Source organism: Ruegeria sp. P10 (assembly GCF_056534925.1).
On record NZ_JBQERJ010000010.1, the window covers coordinates 122,039 to 139,666 of the forward strand.

Genomic DNA, 17,628 nt, shown 5'->3' on the forward strand with positions numbered 1-17,628 from the left:
CATGTAGCCGCGGCGCGCTGAAAAAACAGGTGGTCAGACGCCTCTGCCCCACTGTTGTCAAAGGCGTAATTCAATGTCCCGCCGCAAGTGAAATGGATCAGCCCGTCTTGTTCAGGTCTTTGATCAACTGGTCCAGGTTGCCTTTGCGGGCATCCAGCATCGCGCCGATTTCGGTACGCTCGGTCAGCAACAAATTCACGCCTTCGATGAACATGTTGTAGAATTTTTCACGCCCTGACTTGTCCGAAACAAGGAACGTCACATCAAACGGAGCCGAGCCGCGCAGCTTGACAATTGTGCGCACTTCATATCCGGCCTTGATCTTGCGGGCATTGCGCACGTTGACCTCACCGCCGATGAACTCGCGGAAGCGGCGACCATATTTACGCGAGATATAGCCCTGAAAAGCCTTGGTGAATTGCTTTAGCTGGGATGGGGTGGCCGTACGGGCATCGGCACCGAGGGCATAACGCGCCATGATCGGGACGTCGGCATATTGCACAAAGATCTTCTCGAAATCACGCAGCATCGCATTTTCTGACTTGCCCGATGCGATAACCCTGTTGATGTCGTTGACCACACTGTTGACCAGTGCCTTGGCTGATGCCTCGGTTTGGGCAAACGCGGATTTGGGCAAGACGGCCAAAGCCAGACCAGCTGCGACAAAGTTACGGCGGTTCAACTCGTTATTCAGCATAGGGGTCCTCGTAGGGGTCTAGATAGGGGTCCCTGACCGGGTCTGTCCCGGTTTCGGCATAGGGGTCAGAATACAAATCCAGATAGGCGTCTTCGTCATCTCTTGCCAGTTCGAAGCGACGGTTTTGCAGATAGATCAGGCGGGCCTGCGCATAACTGTCTGCGCTTTCATACAGAATCGAGTCCACGGTATCCGAGAACCGTCCACGATCGCCCATGCGGCGAACGACTTCGGCATAAACGCCCAGATTGTCGGCGGGCCGGACCGGGGTAAAATTGATCGGATTCGAGAACAGGTTGATCACGACCCCGATGGCATCCCTTTGGGTCGACGGGCCATAGAAAGGCAGTTCAACATAAGCCCCTTCACCGACCCCCCAGACGTGCAGGGTCTCGCCGAAATCAGTATCGACGGGCGGCAGGTTCAGCTCATCTGCGGGCGCGGACAGGCCAAAGCCGCCCACGGTCATGTTGATCACAAATCGCAGCAGCGCATTGCCCATCTGTTTCGGGTTGCCCTGAAGCAGGTAGTCGACCGCTTGTCCGGGCAACGAGATGTTTTCGGCGAATGTGCTGAAACTGGTGACCATGGGATCAGGAACGATCTTCACGTACCCTTTCGACGCAGGTCGAAACAGAAACCGGTCAACGCCCAGATTGAACTTGTGAATTCCCCGGTTCGCGTTTTCGTAAGGGTCGAACACGTCGCTGCGAGAGGCACCCTCGGGCGGGGTCGTTGCACAGGCGGACAGAATGGCCATGAGTGACAGGACAACCAGGTGTTTCAGGCGAAATCTGCTCGACACGATCTTTGCTTCTCCCAAATGCCCGACATCCGCTCTGTCGGGCCAACAATCACAATTCACCAATACTTACACGCCGGTAAGGCACAAGTTCTTGTCACATAGTCGTTTCAGGTCTCAAATGAAACACCTAGCGTGTAACCTGTCCGTCAGGTCCGGGTAAAGTAATTGAGTATCTACAAGTCATAATAAGTAAAGATATGCTCAGATCGCATGCAAGCCGGAATTTGCCGCATTCCGTCTTTCCACGGCTGTGCTTCCCGGTTAGCGTCCGGCAGAGTCAATCAGGGAAGGACCCTCTCAATGAGCATCGCTGCAAAATTGGAAAGCCTCGGTGTCACGCTGGGCGACGCACCCGCGCCAGCGGCAAATTATGTGCCGTATGTGCGTGTGGGCAATATCGTGTACGTGTCCGGCCAGATATCGAAATCAGACGAGCTGATCACCGGCAAGCTGGGCGATGATATGGATGTCGAGGCCGGAGCCGCAGCGGCGCGGGTCTGCGCGATCAATCTGCTGGCACAGGTCAAGGCGGCCTGTGGCGGAGATATCGACAAACTGGTGCGTGTCATCAAGCTGACCGGTTTCGTGAACTCGACCGCAGATTTCACTGCGCAGCCGCAAGTGATCAACGGCGCATCCGACTTTCTGGTCGAAGCGCTGGGCGACGCCGGTCGCCACTCGCGCTCTGCCGTAAGTGCTGCGTCGCTGCCTTTGGGCGTGGCGGTCGAGATCGAAGGGATATTCGAGATCGAATGATACCGCCCCTGCCAACTGCGTTTTTGCAGGCCCCGATTGCTCATCGGGCGCTGCATGACGTCTCGAACAACCGCCCGGAAAACAGCCGGGCGGCCATTCGTGCCGCCATTGATGCCGGATACGGGATCGAGATCGACCTTCAGCTGACATCTGATGATCGTGCCGTCGTGTTCCATGATTACGACATGGGGCGTCTGACCGGCCAGCCCGGGCCGATCCAGCAGGTGTCGGCGGCGGCGGCGTCTGAATTGACGCTTCTGTATGGGGATGACGGCATTCCAACGCTGGATGAAGTGCTGGATATGGTGGCAGGCCAGGTGCCGCTGCTGATCGAGCTGAAGGATCAGGACGGCGTTATGGGTATGAATATCGGCGCCCTCGAGCACGACACCGTGCGCGCATTGCAGGGCTATGACGGCCCGGTGGCCCTGATGTCCTTCAATCCAAACTCGGTTGCGGAACTGGCGCGGCTGGCCCCGCATCTGCCGCGCGGCATCACGACTTGCGCCTATGAGCCCAGTGTCGAGCTTCTGCCGCAAGACGTCTGCGACACCCTGCGCGACATTCCTGATTTTGACCGTGTCGGGGCCGGTTTCATCAGCCACGAGGCGGAAGATCTTTCCCGCCCGCGTGTGGCCGAACTGAAGGCGCAGGGCGTGCCGATCCTGTGCTGGACCGTCCGAACGCCTGAACAAGAGGCAGAGGCCCGCATGGTTGCCGACAATGTGACCTTCGAAGGGTATCTGGCCGCGCATTCAGCTTGAACCTTGCCGCCTCGGTCACAGATAAAGGGCTGGTGCGGAGGAAACATGGATCAGGCCCAAATCGAAGTTCAGGTCATTGGGTCTCTGTCGCGGATTTCAGCGGCCGAGTGGGATGCCTGCGCCTGCCCCGAGGCCGCTGATGGTGGGCGGCCCCTTGATCCCTTCACCACGCATCGCTTTTTGCTGGCGCTCGAGGAAAGCGGCTCGGTCGGGCGCGGTACGGGTTGGCAACCGCAATACCTGACCGCCTTTCTTGACGGGATCCTGATCGCAGCGGCCCCGATGTATGCCAAATCGCACAGCCAGGGCGAATACATCTTTGACCACAGCTGGGCCCATGCCTATGAAAGCGCAGGCGGACGGTATTATCCCAAGCTGCAAATTGCGGTGCCGTTCACACCCGCCACCGGGCGGCGGTTTCTGGTGCGCCCGGGTTATGACAGGATCGGAATGTCGGCTTTGGTGCAGGGTGCCGTTCAACTGGCGGCCGACAATCAGGTCTCTTCGGTTCACGTAACCTTCTGTACAGAAGCCGAGGCATTGGCCGGAGAGCAGATGGGGCTAATGCTTCGCAGCTCGCAGCAGTTTCACTGGCTAAATGATGGCTACGCCGAATTCGATGACTTCCTAGCGGCCTTGTCCTCACGCAAGCGCAAGAACATCCGCAAGGAACGCGCGCAGGCCAATGGTTTTGGCGGTGAAATCCACACATTGACGGGCGATGACCTGCGCCCGGAACACTGGGATGCATTTTGGCGGTTCTATCAGGATACCGGGGCGCGAAAATGGGGGTCGCCCTATCTGACGCGTCAGTTTTTTGACATCGCACAAGAGACGATGGCGAAGGACATGGCCCTGGTTTTGGCTGAACGGGATGGTCATGCCATTGCGGGTGCGCTGAACTTCATAGGCCGCGAAACGCTTTTTGGGCGGTATTGGGGCTGCATTGAACATCATGCCTGCCTGCATTTCGAACTGTGCTACTATAGGGCGATAGACTTTGCCATTGCCCACGGTCTGGCCCGGGTAGAAGCGGGCGCTCAGGGTGAACACAAGCTGGCGCGGGGCTATTTGCCGACGCGCACGCATAGCTTGCACTGGGTCGGCGATCCGGGGTTTGCCGATGCCGTCAAAAAATATCTGGACGCCGAAGGCCGCGCAGTGGGAGAAGAGATCGAGATTCTGACGGATTACGGCCCGTTCAGGAAATCGAACCCGGAGGAACAGCAATGACTGAACTTTTGTCCGCCGAGACCCGTGGCCCGCTGCTGGATCCGCTGTTCAAAAACGGCTGGACCATGGTCGAAGGCCGCGACGCGATCACCAAGACCTTCATTTTCGACAACTTCGTGCACGCATTTGGCTGGATGACGCAAGTGGCGATCTGGGCCGAGAAATGGAACCATCATCCAGAATGGTCCAACGTCTACCGCACGGTCGAGGTGGTTCTGTCCACCCATGACGTAGGCGGCCTGTCGTCACTGGACGCCAAACTGGCCCGAAAGATGGACAGTCTGTGCTAGCGGTCGTTGCCTGACCCTTGGCCACCGGCAAGCGACGCAGCCGTGCCCATCTGCTTGAATTCCGCAGGTGTGACGGTGCCATCGCTGACATCGATGGACCTTGGGATGCCAGTGGTCTTGTTCCCGATCTGGCGCACGCTGCGCGCCGCTGGGTTGATATCCAGACACCGGTTTTCATAGCAGGTCAGGCCAGACGGATTGATCTGGATGCGGGCCTGTCCGTCAGGCCCCGTCACCACAGGAGATTGCTGAACGTCACAGGCCGCGGCCAGTGCCAAAGCACCCATTCCGATCCATTTTTTCATAGCAAGCTCCCTCAAGCGGGCTTAGTCCAGTTGACCATTGCCATTCTGATCTGCCACGCCAAAATCTTCATTCATCTGTGCATCATATTCCGATCTTGAGATAAAGCTGTCCTTGTTGCGGTCAACATCCTGGAACTGCTTTATGTCCAGAAACGGCTTGGCCTCGGCCTGACCCAGTGTGCCGTTCTTGTCTTCGTCCATGGCCTGAAACGCATAATCCGAAAAAGCGTCGAATTCGTCTTTGGACAGGAACCCGTCATTGTTTGCGTCGATGGCATTCAATTCTTTTTCATGCAGCTTGGCCACGGTTTCGGCATTGGTCGCCGAGGCCAGGAATGCAGCCGTGAATACAAAAATCGTCCGTTTCATGTCCAATCTCCTCAGCATGCAAACCTTTGGCCTTCAATGCCACCGGCAGCAGCGCCGGCTGCGGTCAGGATCGTCTTGCCCGATCCGCCGCCGAACTGGTTGCCGATCGCGCCGCCGATCAAGGCGCCGCCCAATGTGCCGCTGAGGCAGGCAATTTCGTGCTGCCGGGCGGCTTGCTGTTGCGGGGTTGGGGCCGGACCGCAGGCTGCCAAAAGGGCTGCGCTGGTCAGGATGGATGGAAATACCTTAAGTTTCATAAAAGTCTCCCCAATTTTGTGCGACGAGTATTCGCGCATTGAGGCAGTGCTTCAAGTTAAATTGGGTTCACGCGGCCCCGGACAGACCGGGGCCGGCCAAATTCAGATCACCTCCAGCAGACCTTCACCCGCCGAGATCCCGCAAGCACCGGGGTTATCTTCCAGGTTCAGGGCCGTGACCTTGCCGTTCTCGACCAGCATCGCATACCGTTTCGAGCGTGCGAACAGGCCAACGGGCGGGGCGTCGAAATCCATGCCGATGGCTTTGGTGAATTCTGAGGCCGCGTCTGAAACCATGGTCAGTCCGGCTGCGGCCGCGCCGGTGGATTCACCCCAGGCCTGCATGACGAACGGGTCGTTGACCGACAGGCACATGATCTCGTCCACGCCCTTGTCGTCGAACTGCTTTTTGGTGCGAATGAAGCTTGGCACATGTGCGGTGGTGCATGTGCCGGTATAGGCGCCGGGCACAGCGAAAATGACAACCTTGCGCCCTTTGGTCTTGTCTGAAATCCGAACTTCCTCTGGCCCGTCGGCCCCCATCTGGATCAGTGTGGCCTCGGGCAGAGTGTCTCCTGTTGAAATCATTTTTCAGCTCCTGTCGTTTGGATTTGCAGAATTGGGCTAAGCCGCAATATAGGTGGTCAAATCAGAGAGACCACGGGAAATCTGCAGGGTGGGCAAAGCATGAGCCATATTGTCGTGATTGGCGCGGGTCAGGCAGGAGCGTCCTTGGTGGCGCGGTTGCGCAAGGACGGGTTCGACGGAGAGATTACTCTGATCGGGGCCGAGCCGCATCTGCCGTATCAGCGCCCGCCTTTGTCCAAGGCCTATCTTCTTGGAGAGATGGAACTGGAGCGCCTGTTCCTGCGACCCGAAAGCTTCTATGCCGAAAACAACATCACTCTGCGGCTTGGCCTGCGCGTGACCGGCATCGACCCCAAGGCCAAGACGGTCACTGTTGGGGATGAAGTCATCCCGTATGACGAACTGGCGCTGACCACCGGGTCAGATCCGCGCCGCCTGCCTGCCGCCATCGGAGGTGATCTGGACGGCGTGCACGTGGTGCGCGACCTGGCCCATATTGACGAGATGGAACCCAAAGTGACCGAAGGCGCCCGCGCGTTGATTGTGGGCGGCGGTTACATCGGGCTCGAGGCCGCCGCCGTCTGCGCGAAACGCGGCGTCAAGGTCACCTTGGTCGAGATGGCCGACCGCATCCTGCAACGGGTCGCTGCGCCAGAAACCAGCGCGTATTTCCGCGCGTTACACAGCGAATACGGTGCCGACATCCGCGAAGGCGTCGGGCTGGATCGTCTGATTGGCGAAAATGGCAGGGTTGTGGGGGCCGTGTTGACGGACGGCACGACGCTGGACGTTGATTTCGTCGTGGTTGGTGTGGGCATCACCCCCTCAACCCAACTGGCCGAGATGGCAGGGCTCGAACTGGACAACGGCATCAAAACCGATGCCCATGGTCGCACGTCTGATCCGTCGATCTGGGCGGCGGGCGATTGCGCCTCTTTTCCGCATGGCGAAGGGCGTATCCGTCTGGAAAGCGTCCCAAACGCCATCGACCAGGCCGAAATTGTGGCGCAGAACATGCTAGGTGCCGCCAAGGATTATGTGGCGACCCCATGGTTCTGGTCGGACCAGTACGACGTCAAGCTTCAGATCGCGGGCCTGAACACCGGATATGATCGCGTGGTGACCCGCAAGGGCGAGGGTCAGACCGTGTCTTTCTGGTATTACAAAGGCGACAGGCTGATTGCTGTGGACGCGATGAATGACCCGCGGGCATACATGGTCGGCAAGCGATTGATCGAAATGGGCAAGACCGCTGATCCCGAAGTCGTGGCAGACCCCAACGCGGACCTGAAACCGCTGCTCAAGGCGTGAGGATCATAGCCGGAGAATTCCGGGGCCGCGCCCTCGCCTCGGTTGGCAAGGGTGATGCGGGCGCGCATCTGCGCCCCACCACCGACCGCGTGCGTGAAAGCCTGTTCAATGTGCTCAACCACCAGATCGATTTTGACGGTTTGCGCGTGCTGGATCTGTTCGCGGGAACCGGGGCGCTGGGGCTCGAGGCGCTGTCGCGGGGGGCGTCGCATGTCACCTTCGTCGATGACGGGCGGGTGGCTCAGGGGTTGATACGCAAGAATATCGACCTGACCCGCAGCGCCGACCGTACCGACTTGGTCCGTCGCGATGCGACCCGGTTGGGCGACAATCCCGGCGCGCCATACGATCTGGTTTTTCTGGACCCGCCTTACGGGAAATCCATGGGGCAGAAGGCCGTCGCCGCCTTGGCCAATGGCTGGATCGCGGATGATGCCTTGTTGGTCTGGGAAGAAAATGCCCCGATGCAGGCGCCGGCCGGGTTCACATTGCAAGACAGTCGCAAATATGGCGACACGCATATTTCCTTGATGTGGAAAGATGTGCCAGGCTGAGATGTTCCGTGCGGTTTGGCCCGGGGCCTGTGTTTGAATTGACGGGACAGCTTGGATAGGCCGAGCGCGAGGCACAGCAGGAATCCCATATGCACGATCTTGTCATTTTCGATTGCGACGGCGTTCTGGTGGACAGCGAGGTGATCTCGAACCAGGTGCTGGTGGACAATCTGGCGCATCATGGCCTGCAACTGGCACTGCGTGAATGCATGTCCCTGTTCGTGGGCGGAACCATGGTGGGGGTGCGGGACAAGGCCCGCGCGATGGGCGCCGTTCTGCCCGAAGACTGGATAGATCAGGTCTATGCCGAAACCTACGACCGCCTACGCGCAGGTGTGCCATTGGTCCCCGGCATCGCAGACCTGCTTGCGGGGCTGGATCAAAAGGGTATCCCCTGTTGCGTCGCGTCGAATGGCAGCCCGGACAAGATGAAGATCACTCTGGGTCAGAACGGGCTTTGGGACCGTTTCAAAGACGTGTTGTTCTCGGCCCATGTGCTGGGCACCGGAAAGCCGGACCCAAAGATGTTCCGCCTGGCCGCCGAGCACTTTGGCGCGACGGCTCCGGTGGTGATCGAAGACAGCCACAGTGGTGTCACGGCGGCGATCCGCGCGGGCATGCGTTGCCTTGCTTATGCGCCTCATGGAGGCGGTGAAAAGCTGGCGGATCTGGGGGCCGAGGTGATCACGGACATGTCACAGGCGCATGGGTTGTTGGGACTTTGACCCGCGGTTGTGCTAGTGTGCACGCATGGACCGCACCCTGACACCTTTTGCCTGGACCTTTTCCAGTGACACCGAAGCCTCAACCGGCCCCGAGCGTAAACCCATGCGCGCGCCGGTCTTCATCCACGACGCGGTCACGCCGTGGGCGGACGAAACGATGCTGCTGAAACTCCTTCGCGAACAGGCCGCGGATCAGGAGGAATAGGTCGGGTGAAATTTGCCAGCGGGTGACAGGGTAAAGATATCGACCCCATCCGAGGTGACGCCCACCGAATGTTCGAACTGTGCCGACAGCGATTTGTCGCGGGTCACGGCTGTCCAGTCGTCGGCCAGAGTCTTGGTTTCCGGGCGACCCAGATTGACCATGGGTTCGATGGTAAAGAACATACCCTCTTCCAGCACGGCACCGGTGCCCGGGCGACCATAGTGCAATACGTTCGGTGGCGCGTGAAAAACACGACCCAGACCATGACCGCAGAAATCACGCACGACGCTCATCCGATGTGCTTCGACATAGGACTGGATGGCATGGCCGATGTCACCAAAGGTATTGCCCGGCTTGACCATCTCGATGCCCTTGAACAGCGCGTCATGGGTCACCTGGATCAGCCGTTCCGCCTTGCGCGGCAGCTTGCCTGCCACATACATGCGCGAAGTGTCGCCGAACCAGCCATCGACGATGACGGTGACGTCGATATTCAGGATATCGCCGTCCTTCAGCTTTTTCTCACCTGGAATACCGTGGCAGACCACGTGGTTCACGCTGATGCAGCTGGCGTGCTGATAGCCTTTATAACCTATGGTGGCTGAGGTCGCACCGGCGTCTTCGACCATCTGCGTGATCAGCCCGTCAATGGCGCCCGTGGTTTGTCCGGGAAACACATGTTCGGCAATATCATCCAGAATCCGCGCCGCCAAAGCCCCTGCCGCGTGCATCCCGGCAAAGTCACCTTGTTCATAGATGCGAATGCCGTCCTTGGTCAGGCGGCCACGATGCTCTTTCATCGACGCTAAGCTCCAAATGTTGCGCGCAGCATTCCTTTTACGCTGCTTGTGCAGAAAGTACCAGAGGGCGCGTGTTCAGACTGCGTAAACCATGCGGGAAACTTGGTTCCGTTGGCTCAGGATTCAAGAGTAGGGGCTGCATTGCAGCATCTCGGACCCCACCGCCTCGACTGCAATCCGTACGGCTACTGGCTTGGACACTTTTCACGGCAGGCGGATCAGTATCTAATGATTGCACTTTTTCTTGAGAAAATCAGGGAACCGGATGCATGTCACAGAAACGAGAATTGATCTCTAACGGAAACCCCATGGAAAGCATCGTTGGGTTCAGCCGAGCGGTTCGGGTCGGGAACTTCATCGCGGTCGGGGGAACCGCACCAGTCGATGCTGACGGCAACACTGTGGGTGTCGGCGATGTCTATCTGCAAACCAGACAATGTTTCGAAATCATCAAAGATGCGCTTGAGCGTGCCGGGTCAGGGCTGCACGATATTGTCAGAACGCGTGTCATCCTGACCGAAATCGAAAACTGGAAACAGGCGATCGAAGCCCGAAAGCTGTATTGTCTGGATGCTCGCCCTGTAGATACTATAATGGCCATCGAACGATTTGTGAATCCCGAGTGGCTGGTCGAGATTGAGGTTGATGCTGTCGTTGCGGACTGACTCAGCCGGCCAAAATCCTCATTTCAGTCTGCACCCAAACCCCCGACGGCGTTATCCGCGTCCCGCAAACGATCCGTTCCACCCCTTGCGCCTGCGCCGCCTCAAATGCCGCCGCGTAGGCTGGATCAATATCGGCCGCCAAAGCAAACCGGTCGCAATCGGTTCGCTGAACCAAATACAGCATGATCGCCCGGTGCCCTTGTGACGCCATCGCGGCCAACTCGCCCAGATGCTTGGTGCCACGGGCTGTGACGCTGTCGGGAAACTCGGCCAGTCCGGGCTGGCGTGAAAGTGTCACGCTTTTCACCTCGACATAGGCATCCGGCAGGCCCGGCCCCGTCAGCAGGAAATCGATGCGGCTGTTGTCGCCGTATTTCACCTCGGGCCGGACGGTGTCATAGGCGGCCAGTTCGGGGATATCACCGGCTTCCAAAGCAGCCCGCAGCGCCCGGTTCGGGACCGAGGTATCGACCCCGGTAAAATGCCCGTTCTCGTGGTCCACCAGCCGCCATCCGAATTTCAGCTTTTTCTTCGGATCGTCGTTGGGTTCCAGCCAGATTTTCTCACCCGGTTCGGCCAGCCCCATCATCGATCCCGGATTGGCGCAATGGGCCGTTACCTCACTCCCGTCCTCAAGCCTGCAATCGGCCAGAAAGCGTTTGTAGCGGCGGATCAGCCGGGCGGGGACAAGAGGGGTTTCAAAACGCATGTCTCACGGCCTATACCTGCCCCTGAAAACGATCAAGAGGGGACAGCGCCATGGCCAATCCAACCGCAGCGATGCTGGTGATCGGGGATGAAATCCTGTCGGGTCGCACCCGCGATGCGAATATGCATTTTCTGGCGCAGGAGCTGACCAAACACGGCATCGACCTGAAAGAGGTCCGCATTGTCAGCGATGATGCCCCTGCCATTGAAGCGGCCGTCAAAGCGTTGTCCGATGCCTATGACAATGTCTTCACCAGTGGCGGCATCGGCCCGACCCATGACGATATCACGGCCGATTGCATTGCCCGCGCTTTCGATACACCCATTGATGTGCGCGATGACGCGCGCGCGCTGTTGCAGGCCCATTACGACAAATCCGGGCTGGAACTGAATGCCGCCCGCCTGCGCATGGCGCGTATTCCGGACGGGGCGACGCTGATCGAAAATCCGGTTTCGACAGCGCCCGGGTTCACGCTTGCGAATGTGCATGTCATGGCAGGTGTGCCGTCGGTTTTTCAGGCGATGGTGGCGAGCGTGTTGCCAACATTAACCGGAGGCCGCCCTTTGCTGTCGCAAACTCTGCGTGTGGACCGCGGAGAAGGTGATATCGCCGCAACCCTGGCGGCCTTGGCCGAAGATTTCAGTGACTTGTCCATCGGGTGCTATCCGTTTCAGATCAACGGTGCCTTCGGGGCCAACGTGGTTGTACGCGGCACCGACGGAGGCCGGATCGACGCGGCCACCACCCGCTTGGCGAAAGAGCTTGAGCTTTGAGCAATAACTGGGCGGAAATAGTCGACGGAACATGGCCCGCCGCACGCTATCAGCGGCTTGGCCCGTTTCTGCTGCGTGAGGGGCGGGGCGGAGGGTCGCGCGTATCAGCGGCCAGTGCATTGGGCCCGGCCAACGAAGACGATATCGACGCCGCCGAGGCCGCGATGCTGTCCATGGGGCAAAAACGCATCTTTTGCCTGCGGCCCGGGGATGAAGCTCTGGATGCAATGCTGGCCCAGCGGGGATACGACATTCTTGACCCGGTCAACATTTATGTCTGCCCCATCTCTCGGCTGATCGATCAGCCGATCCCACCGGTAATGGTGTTTTCGATCTGGGAACCGCTTGAGATCATGCGCGAAATCTGGGCCTCGGGCGGGATCGGACCCGAGCGGATCGCGGTGATGGAACGTGCCAAGGGACCCAAGACAGGATTTTTGCTGCGTCACAACGACAAACCCAGCGGCGTGGCTTTTGTGGCGATGCATGCAGACACTGCGATGGTCCACGCGCTGGAAGTGTTGCCCGAACACCGTCGTCAGGGGCTGGGCCACTGGACCATGCGCGCGGCCGCATTCTGGGCGCGTGATCACGGTGCGCAGAACCTCAGCGTGATCTGCACCAAGGCCAATGCGGGCGCCAACGGTCTTTATCGTGCCCTCGGGATGGAGATCGCGGGCGAATACCATTACCGTCATCTTGTCTGAACCGAAGAGGCCGCCGTGACACAAAAAGACATGCCTACCGCGCTGAACCTGCCCATGGTCGATCCGCTGCCGCCGGAAACGCAGAAATACTTTGATATCTGTGTCGAAAAACTGGGCATGGTGCCGAATGTGCTGAAAGCCAACGCATTCGACATCGACAAGCTGAACGCCTTCACCGCGATGTATAACGACCTGATGCTGGCTGACAGCGGGCTGACCAAACTGGAACGCGAGATGATCGCGGTCGTCGTCTCGTCAATCAACAAGTGTTTCTACTGTCTGGTCGCCCATGGGGCGGCGGTGCGTCAGCTTTCGGGCAATCCGCAACTGGGCGAAATGCTGGTGATGAACTATCGCGTCGCCCCGCTGGAGCCGCGTCAACGGGCGATGCTGGACTTTGCCGCAAAGATGACCACCGCCAGCGCCGAGATCGAAGAGCCCGACCGCCAGCGCCTGCGCGATGCAGGCTTTTCCGACCGCGACATTTGGGACATCGCCAATGTCGCCGGGTTTTTCAACATGTCAAACCGGGTCGCCAGCGCAACGGCGATGGTGCCCAACGAAGAATATCACGCACAGTTTCGATGATCCGCGCCACCGCCCTTGTTGCCCTGCTGATGACAGGACCTGTTGCCGCGCAGGACCTGACCTTGCCGGCCAGTGCCCGACAGATCAGCGACCGAACATCGCCACTGGACAGCTATGACCTGCCGACGGGGCCTTATGCAAATGGCTCGGTTCCCGCAGAAACGCTCGAAGGGCGCGTGGAACGCTATACGTGGCGGCTTCAGGCGGGGTCGAGCACGACATTGCAGCTGCTGGCACCGTTGCGGGACCAGATCGAGGCGCAGGGCTACAAGATCCTGTTCGAATGCGACGCGCGGGTTTGTGGCGGTTTCGATTTCCGTTTTGGCACCGAGGTCGTGCCAACCCCGGACATGTATGTCGCCATTCAGGATTACCGGTTCTTGTCGGCCACCAAGGGGCCGGTTGCCCTTAGCCTGCTGGTCAGCCGCAATCCCCCGGATGGCTATGTTCAGATGATCCGGGTCACACCCCAGGACGCGCCGGACCCGGACCCTGTGGTGATCGAGCAAGCCGTGGAAGGCCCGGTCGGATTGCTGGAGGCCTTGGCGACAACGGGCCACGTGATCCTGGATGACCTGCATTTTCCGACGGGCGAGGTTGCCTTGGGCGAAGGGCCGTTTGACTCGCTGGCCTTGCTGGCCGGATACTTGACCGACAACCCGAACACACGCCTGGCGTTGGTAGGGCACACTGACGATACCGGTGCCTTACAGGCAAATATTGCGGTTAGCAAAAGCCGGGCCGAGGCGGTGCGGACCCGCCTGATCGATGCGCATGGCGTGGCACCCGACCGGATCGAAGCGCAGGGTGTTGGCTATCTGTCTCCGCTCACATCGAATGCAACTCCGGAAGGGCGCGATCTCAACCGTCGGGTCGAAGCCGTATTGCTGGTCAACTGACCCACCACAGGTACAGCGGCAATCCGACGGTGATGTTGAACGGAAACGACACCCCCAGCGACAAGGTCAGATAGATCCCGGCCTCGGCCTTTGGAAGGGCGATCTTCATCGCGGCGGGAACCGCGATATACGAAGCCGAGGCTGACAGCACCATGAACAGGAACAAGCTGCCCTGTGGCAAGCCGATCACGGCACCTACCGCCCAGGCCATAAATGCGCCGATCAGGGGCATCAAAACACCAAAGGCGAACAGGCCAACCGACAGCTTGTCTCGGTTGCTGATCAGGCTGCGCCCTGCCGACAGGCCCATATCCAGCAGAAACAGGCACAGGATTCCTGTGAAAGGCGTCACGATGAAGGGCGCGATCATCTGCATGCCTTCACCACCGGTGATGGCTCCGATCAGGAAGGCACCGGTAAGCAGCACGATCGAGCCGTTGGCCAGCAGATCGCGCCACAGCTTGTCATCCTTGACGCCATTGCTTCCGGTCTTGTGCGCCAACCAAAGCGCCGACAGGATTGCGGGCACCTCCATCGCAGCCGCAACGGCCACCATGAATCCGTCATGGGTCAGCCCCACCAGATCCAGCAGGCTGGTGGCCGTAACAAAGGTGACGATCGAGATCGAACCATAGTGCCCTGCCACCGCCGCCGCGTTCAGCGCATCCAGCCGTGTCATCACCCTGAGCAGGCCAAAGGCCACGAAGGGGATGGTAAAGGACAAGGCGACACCGCCCAGCAGCGTCAGGAACAGTTGCAGGTGAATGCCATGCGCGGCCAGACTGGCACCGCCTTTGAACCCGATGGCCAGCAGCAGGTAAAGCGACATGAACTTGGCCGCGCCCGCCGGAATGGACAGGTCACTGCGTACAAAGGCAGCCAGAAGCCCAAGGGCAAAAAACAGTATGGTCGGCACAAGCAGGTTGCTGGAAAGCGTCTCGATCACTCCGGGCATAATTGACTCCTGATCCCTCGTTTTCGGGTTAGGTGCCTTGCAAAACTGATTTCGCCAAATACTATCTTTCTAAGTTATATATAGTTTCAGGCTATGAAATGCGTCCCACATTGCGACAGTTGGAATACATCGTTACGGTCAGTCGCCTTGGGCGATTCAGTTTGGCTGCCGAGGTGCTGAATGTCAGCCAGCCCAGCCTGTCGACGCAAATTGCGACTGTAGAACAAGAGCTTGGCGTTCGGATCTTTGAGCGTAACCGGGGTGGTATCCAGGTGACGGCGAAAGGAGAAGAATTCATCTTGCGCGCACAGAAGATCCTGGCAGAGGTCAAGGACCTTCGCCACGCCATGTCGAACGATATGCCCGTCGGAGGACGATTGCGACTGGGGGTTTTGCCTTCGATCGGGCCTTATCTGTTGCCGCAAGCCATCAAACAGGTGCACCGGATTCGCCCCGGATTGCGTATTGCGGTTCGCGAGGAAAACACACTGGATCTGGAACAGGGTCTGAAATCCGGTCGCTTTGATCTGATATTGTCCACGCCCGAAGACCATCCGAATACCGTGCAACACCGGTTGTTCAACGAACCTCTTTGGGTCGCGGTTGCCGTTGATGACGTTCTGGCGCGGGACTTGCAGGGTGTCAGTGCCACCGATCTTCAGAACCGGATCTTCCTCACCCTGGATCAAAGCCACCGCCTGTCGCGCATCGTCTATGCATTGGCGGCGGAATGCGGTGGGGTTGTTTCGGATGAGTATGAAGGCACGACGCTTGATTCCATTGTTCTGATGGCGGCTTCGGGTGTTGGTGTTGCCGTACTGCCTGATCTTTATGCTCGCAGACAGGGGATCTACCGCGACGAGGTGCGCTTGCGACCGCTGTCCATCGCCAATGCAAATCGCGATATTGCTCTTTTGGCACGCAGTTCCGAGACCCCACCGCCGGGTCAGAATGTGCTGACGGACAGCTTGCGCACTTCCGCCCGGTCCATGGGACTGTCAGTGATCGACCCGTAAAAAAAGGCCCGCACTTTCATACGCGGGCCAAAGGTTGGTCTTCAGGGAGAAATTACCAGTCCATCGGACCCTTCCCGTGGAAGGAATCAACGAGGAAATCGATGAAGGCCCGCACTTTGGGTTGCGTAAAGCGGCCCGGCGGGTAGACGGCGTAAACGCCTTGAACTTCGTCAGGCAGGGACGGCATTGCATCGACAACCAGCCCGGCCTTCAGGGCTTCGGCGTAAAGATAGCTGGGCAGATAGGCGATACCCAGGCCGGAAACCGCTGCGTTCAACAGGGATTGGCCATCATTGACACTCAACCACCCGGCGGTACGAACCTGACGTTTTTCGCCGGACGGCGCGGTCAGTTTCCAGACATTGCCCGAGGATTGGCTGGAATAATGCAGCAGCTTGTGTTCGTTCAGATCATCGATCTTCTGCGGCCGGCCGAATCTTTCGACATAACTGGGCGCGGCGACCATGCGTTTGACCGTCTCGGTCAGTTTGCGGGCGCGCAACGTGCTGTCTTCCAGCTCACCAATGCGCACGGCCACGTCAAATCCTTCGGAAATCAGCTCGACATAGCGGTTGTTCAAAACCATGTTCACGGTGATGTCGGGGTAGGCTGCAAGGAACTCGGACAGAACAGGTGACAGGTGATTGACGCCGAAATCCGTGGCGACGCTGATGCGCAAAAGACCAGACGGGGCCGATTGCATTGACGTGACCAGTGAATCCGCTTCTCCGGCATCATTCAACACGCGCCGCGCGCGGTCATAATAGGCCAGCCCGATTTCCGTTGGTGAAACCCGGCGCGTGGTGCGGTTCAACAGCCGCGCTCCCAGACGCGCCTCAAGGCTCGATACGTGTTTGGACACAGCTGATTTGGAGATGCCCATCTTTTTGGCCGCATCGGTGAAGCCACCCTGGTCCACCACATTGGCGAAGGCTTCCATTTCGGTCAGTCGGTCCATACTCGTTCCCCAGATCTTGATTTCCGTCCTGACTATGGCGCTGAATCTGGGCGGAAACGGGGCAGACATGGGATAATATCAGGGATTTGAATCGGATCGTTTGCGTATGAGAAACGCAGAAACAGTGGTTTCCAAACTCACCTCAGGCATTGTGATGCTGTGTTTTTCAGGCAATCGCGCTAAGATCTCTCATTGAGAATGGCATTTTTGTGACCAGGGAGGAGATCATGAGAACCTTTTTCGCCATTGCTGCGCTTTGCCTTTCTGTGGGCTTTGCGCATGCCGGAGGAGAGACCCCGTCGAATCCTGATGCAAAAGTCTATTTCGTCAACCTGTCGGATGGCGATACCGTGCAATCACCGGTCACGGTTGTCTTTGGCCTAAGCGGCATGGGCGTCGCGCCCGCCGGAACCGACAAAGAAAACACCGGGCACCACCACCTGCTGCTTGACCGTCCCCCGCTGGGTGAAGGCGAGGATGGCGAGGATGAGTTGGCCAATGGCCTGCCCGCCGACGATAATCACATGCACTTCGGAGGCGGTCAGACCGAAGTAACATTGGATCTGTCGCCGGGCCAACACACCCTGCAATTGGTTCTGGGCGATGCCGGGCATGTGCCGCATTCCCCGCCTATTGTATCCGAAGTGATCACGATCACCGTGGAATAGCCGCAGGTCGTTGAAACCGTCCGTTCGGTTC

25 protein-coding genes are annotated in these 17,628 nt (G+C 58.8%); 15 read left to right on the plus strand and 10 right to left on the minus strand.

What is annotated here, in order from left to right; genetic code table 11:
- Window positions 1–97 precede the first annotated feature (97 nt).
- Together ACR0FB_RS16855 and ACR0FB_RS16860 are read right to left on the minus strand one after the other, a co-directional pair.
- Complete coding sequence (locus tag ACR0FB_RS16855; RefSeq protein WP_171637351.1) at window positions 98–697, minus strand: MlaC/ttg2D family ABC transporter substrate-binding protein; 600 nt, start codon at window positions 695–697, stop codon at window positions 98–100.
- Entirely contained in the window at window positions 687–1,457 is a 771-nt protein-coding gene (locus tag ACR0FB_RS16860) for an MlaA family lipoprotein (protein ID WP_171637476.1), read from the minus strand. Before ACR0FB_RS16860 ends, ACR0FB_RS16855 begins: the two co-directional genes overlap by 11 nt.
- Before the next feature lie 345 nt (window positions 1,458–1,802).
- On the opposite strand from ACR0FB_RS16860, the gene ACR0FB_RS16865 reads away from it, so the two are divergent.
- From ACR0FB_RS16865 to ACR0FB_RS16880, 4 genes are read left to right on the plus strand one after another with little or no spacing between them, the layout of a single operon-like run.
- Window positions 1,803–2,258: a RidA family protein gene (locus ACR0FB_RS16865; protein WP_152459420.1), complete on the plus strand. Its 456-nt coding sequence runs from the start codon at window positions 1,803–1,805 to the stop codon at window positions 2,256–2,258.
- Window positions 2,255–3,022 (plus strand): glycerophosphodiester phosphodiesterase family protein, encoded by a 768-nt coding sequence (locus ACR0FB_RS16870; RefSeq protein ID WP_480621481.1) that lies wholly within the window; start codon window positions 2,255–2,257, stop codon window positions 3,020–3,022. Before ACR0FB_RS16865 ends, ACR0FB_RS16870 begins: the two co-directional genes overlap by 4 nt.
- Before the next feature lie 45 nt (window positions 3,023–3,067).
- Window positions 3,068–4,255, plus strand: a complete 1,188-nt coding sequence (locus tag ACR0FB_RS16875) for a GNAT family N-acetyltransferase (protein ID WP_171637349.1) — start codon at window positions 3,068–3,070, stop codon at window positions 4,253–4,255.
- Complete coding sequence (locus tag ACR0FB_RS16880; protein ID WP_152459417.1) at window positions 4,252–4,545, plus strand: 4a-hydroxytetrahydrobiopterin dehydratase; 294 nt, start codon at window positions 4,252–4,254, stop codon at window positions 4,543–4,545. Before ACR0FB_RS16875 ends, ACR0FB_RS16880 begins: the two co-directional genes overlap by 4 nt.
- Here ACR0FB_RS16880 and ACR0FB_RS16885 read toward each other — a convergent pair.
- The 4 genes from ACR0FB_RS16885 to ACR0FB_RS16900 form a co-directional block, all read right to left on the minus strand.
- Complete coding sequence (locus ACR0FB_RS16885) at window positions 4,542–4,850, minus strand: hypothetical protein (protein WP_171637348.1); 309 nt, start codon at window positions 4,848–4,850, stop codon at window positions 4,542–4,544. The two genes, ACR0FB_RS16880 and ACR0FB_RS16885, sit on opposite strands and share 4 nt — an antisense overlap.
- Window positions 4,851–4,871: 21 nt before the next feature.
- Window positions 4,872–5,219 carry an EF-hand domain-containing protein gene (locus ACR0FB_RS16890; protein ID WP_480492001.1) on the minus strand — a complete coding sequence of 116 codons (348 nt, stop codon included), beginning with the start codon at window positions 5,217–5,219 and terminating at the stop codon, window positions 4,872–4,874.
- 11 nt (window positions 5,220–5,230) lie between these two features.
- A complete protein-coding gene (locus ACR0FB_RS16895; protein WP_171637346.1) occupies window positions 5,231–5,476 on the minus strand; it encodes a glycine zipper 2TM domain-containing protein in 246 nt (81 codons plus the stop codon).
- A 102-nt stretch (window positions 5,477–5,578) separates the two neighbouring features.
- A complete protein-coding gene (locus ACR0FB_RS16900; protein WP_171637345.1) occupies window positions 5,579–6,064 on the minus strand; it encodes a peroxiredoxin in 486 nt (161 codons plus the stop codon).
- Window positions 6,065–6,163: 99 nt separating this feature from the next.
- Here ACR0FB_RS16900 and ACR0FB_RS16905 point away from each other — a divergent pair, with 99 nt between their 5' ends.
- From ACR0FB_RS16905 to ACR0FB_RS16920, 4 genes are all read left to right on the plus strand, one after another.
- Entirely contained in the window at window positions 6,164–7,375 is a 1,212-nt protein-coding gene (locus ACR0FB_RS16905; protein ID WP_171637344.1) for an NAD(P)/FAD-dependent oxidoreductase, read from the plus strand.
- Window positions 7,372–7,929, plus strand: a complete 558-nt coding sequence (gene rsmD / locus ACR0FB_RS16910) for a 16S rRNA (guanine(966)-N(2))-methyltransferase RsmD (RefSeq protein WP_171724700.1) — start codon at window positions 7,372–7,374, stop codon at window positions 7,927–7,929. Before ACR0FB_RS16905 ends, rsmD begins: the two co-directional genes overlap by 4 nt.
- 89 nt (window positions 7,930–8,018) lie before the next feature.
- Window positions 8,019–8,654 (plus strand): HAD family hydrolase, encoded by a 636-nt coding sequence (locus ACR0FB_RS16915; protein WP_480486360.1) that lies wholly within the window; start codon window positions 8,019–8,021, stop codon window positions 8,652–8,654.
- A gap of 25 nt (window positions 8,655–8,679) precedes the next feature.
- Window positions 8,680–8,859 carry a hypothetical protein gene (locus tag ACR0FB_RS16920; RefSeq protein ID WP_171724698.1) on the plus strand — a complete coding sequence of 60 codons (180 nt, stop codon included), beginning with the start codon at window positions 8,680–8,682 and terminating at the stop codon, window positions 8,857–8,859.
- Here ACR0FB_RS16920 and map read toward each other — a convergent pair.
- Complete coding sequence (gene map, locus ACR0FB_RS16925) at window positions 8,847–9,659, minus strand: type I methionyl aminopeptidase (protein WP_171637336.1); 813 nt, start codon at window positions 9,657–9,659, stop codon at window positions 8,847–8,849. The genes ACR0FB_RS16920 and map overlap by 13 nt on opposite strands.
- 269 nt (window positions 9,660–9,928) lie before the next feature.
- Here map and ACR0FB_RS16930 point away from each other — a divergent pair, with 269 nt between their 5' ends.
- Window positions 9,929–10,324 carry a RidA family protein gene (locus tag ACR0FB_RS16930; protein WP_245218178.1) on the plus strand — a complete coding sequence of 132 codons (396 nt, stop codon included), beginning with the start codon at window positions 9,929–9,931 and terminating at the stop codon, window positions 10,322–10,324.
- Window position 10,325: 1 nt separating this feature from the next.
- On the opposite strand, the gene sfsA is transcribed toward ACR0FB_RS16930, so the two are convergent.
- Window positions 10,326–11,033, minus strand: coding sequence for a DNA/RNA nuclease SfsA (gene sfsA / locus ACR0FB_RS16935; protein ID WP_480491999.1), 708 nt, complete (start codon window positions 11,031–11,033; stop codon window positions 10,326–10,328).
- Between the two features lie 50 nt (window positions 11,034–11,083).
- Here sfsA and ACR0FB_RS16940 point away from each other — a divergent pair, with 50 nt between their 5' ends.
- The 4 genes from ACR0FB_RS16940 to ACR0FB_RS16955 are packed head-to-tail and all read left to right on the plus strand — an operon-like array spanning window position 11,084 to window position 14,000.
- Window positions 11,084–11,806 carry a competence/damage-inducible protein A gene (locus ACR0FB_RS16940; RefSeq protein WP_171117137.1) on the plus strand — a complete coding sequence of 241 codons (723 nt, stop codon included), beginning with the start codon at window positions 11,084–11,086 and terminating at the stop codon, window positions 11,804–11,806.
- On the plus strand, window positions 11,803–12,513 hold the full coding sequence (locus ACR0FB_RS16945) for a GNAT family N-acetyltransferase (RefSeq protein WP_209835209.1): 711 nt from the start codon (window positions 11,803–11,805) through the stop codon (window positions 12,511–12,513). Before ACR0FB_RS16940 ends, ACR0FB_RS16945 begins: the two co-directional genes overlap by 4 nt.
- A 30-nt stretch (window positions 12,514–12,543) precedes the next feature.
- Complete coding sequence (locus ACR0FB_RS16950) at window positions 12,544–13,101, plus strand: peroxidase-related enzyme (protein WP_152459932.1); 558 nt, start codon at window positions 12,544–12,546, stop codon at window positions 13,099–13,101.
- Complete coding sequence (locus tag ACR0FB_RS16955) at window positions 13,098–14,000, plus strand: OmpA family protein (RefSeq protein WP_480621482.1); 903 nt, start codon at window positions 13,098–13,100, stop codon at window positions 13,998–14,000. The genes ACR0FB_RS16950 and ACR0FB_RS16955 overlap by 4 nt, the downstream gene beginning before the upstream one ends.
- Here ACR0FB_RS16955 and ACR0FB_RS16960 read toward each other — a convergent pair.
- Window positions 13,993–14,955: a sodium-dependent bicarbonate transport family permease gene (locus ACR0FB_RS16960; protein ID WP_171637331.1), complete on the minus strand. Its 963-nt coding sequence runs from the start codon at window positions 14,953–14,955 to the stop codon at window positions 13,993–13,995. The genes ACR0FB_RS16955 and ACR0FB_RS16960 overlap by 8 nt on opposite strands.
- A gap of 98 nt (window positions 14,956–15,053) precedes the next feature.
- Between ACR0FB_RS16960 and ACR0FB_RS16965 the strand changes: the two genes are divergently transcribed.
- Window positions 15,054–15,971 carry a hydrogen peroxide-inducible genes activator gene (locus tag ACR0FB_RS16965; RefSeq protein ID WP_171172024.1) on the plus strand — a complete coding sequence of 306 codons (918 nt, stop codon included), beginning with the start codon at window positions 15,054–15,056 and terminating at the stop codon, window positions 15,969–15,971.
- A 52-nt stretch (window positions 15,972–16,023) separates the two neighbouring features.
- Here the strand turns inward: ACR0FB_RS16965 and ACR0FB_RS16970 are convergent, their stop codons facing one another.
- On the minus strand, window positions 16,024–16,929 hold the full coding sequence (locus tag ACR0FB_RS16970; protein WP_152459401.1) for a LysR family transcriptional regulator: 906 nt from the start codon (window positions 16,927–16,929) through the stop codon (window positions 16,024–16,026).
- Window positions 16,930–17,156: 227 nt separating this feature from the next.
- Between ACR0FB_RS16970 and ACR0FB_RS16975 the strand changes: the two genes are divergently transcribed.
- The gene (locus ACR0FB_RS16975; RefSeq protein WP_209835211.1) at window positions 17,157–17,597 is read left to right on the plus strand and encodes a DUF4399 domain-containing protein; all 441 of its coding nucleotides are present in this window, start codon (window positions 17,157–17,159) and stop codon (window positions 17,595–17,597) included.
- Window positions 17,598–17,628 lie beyond the last annotated feature (31 nt).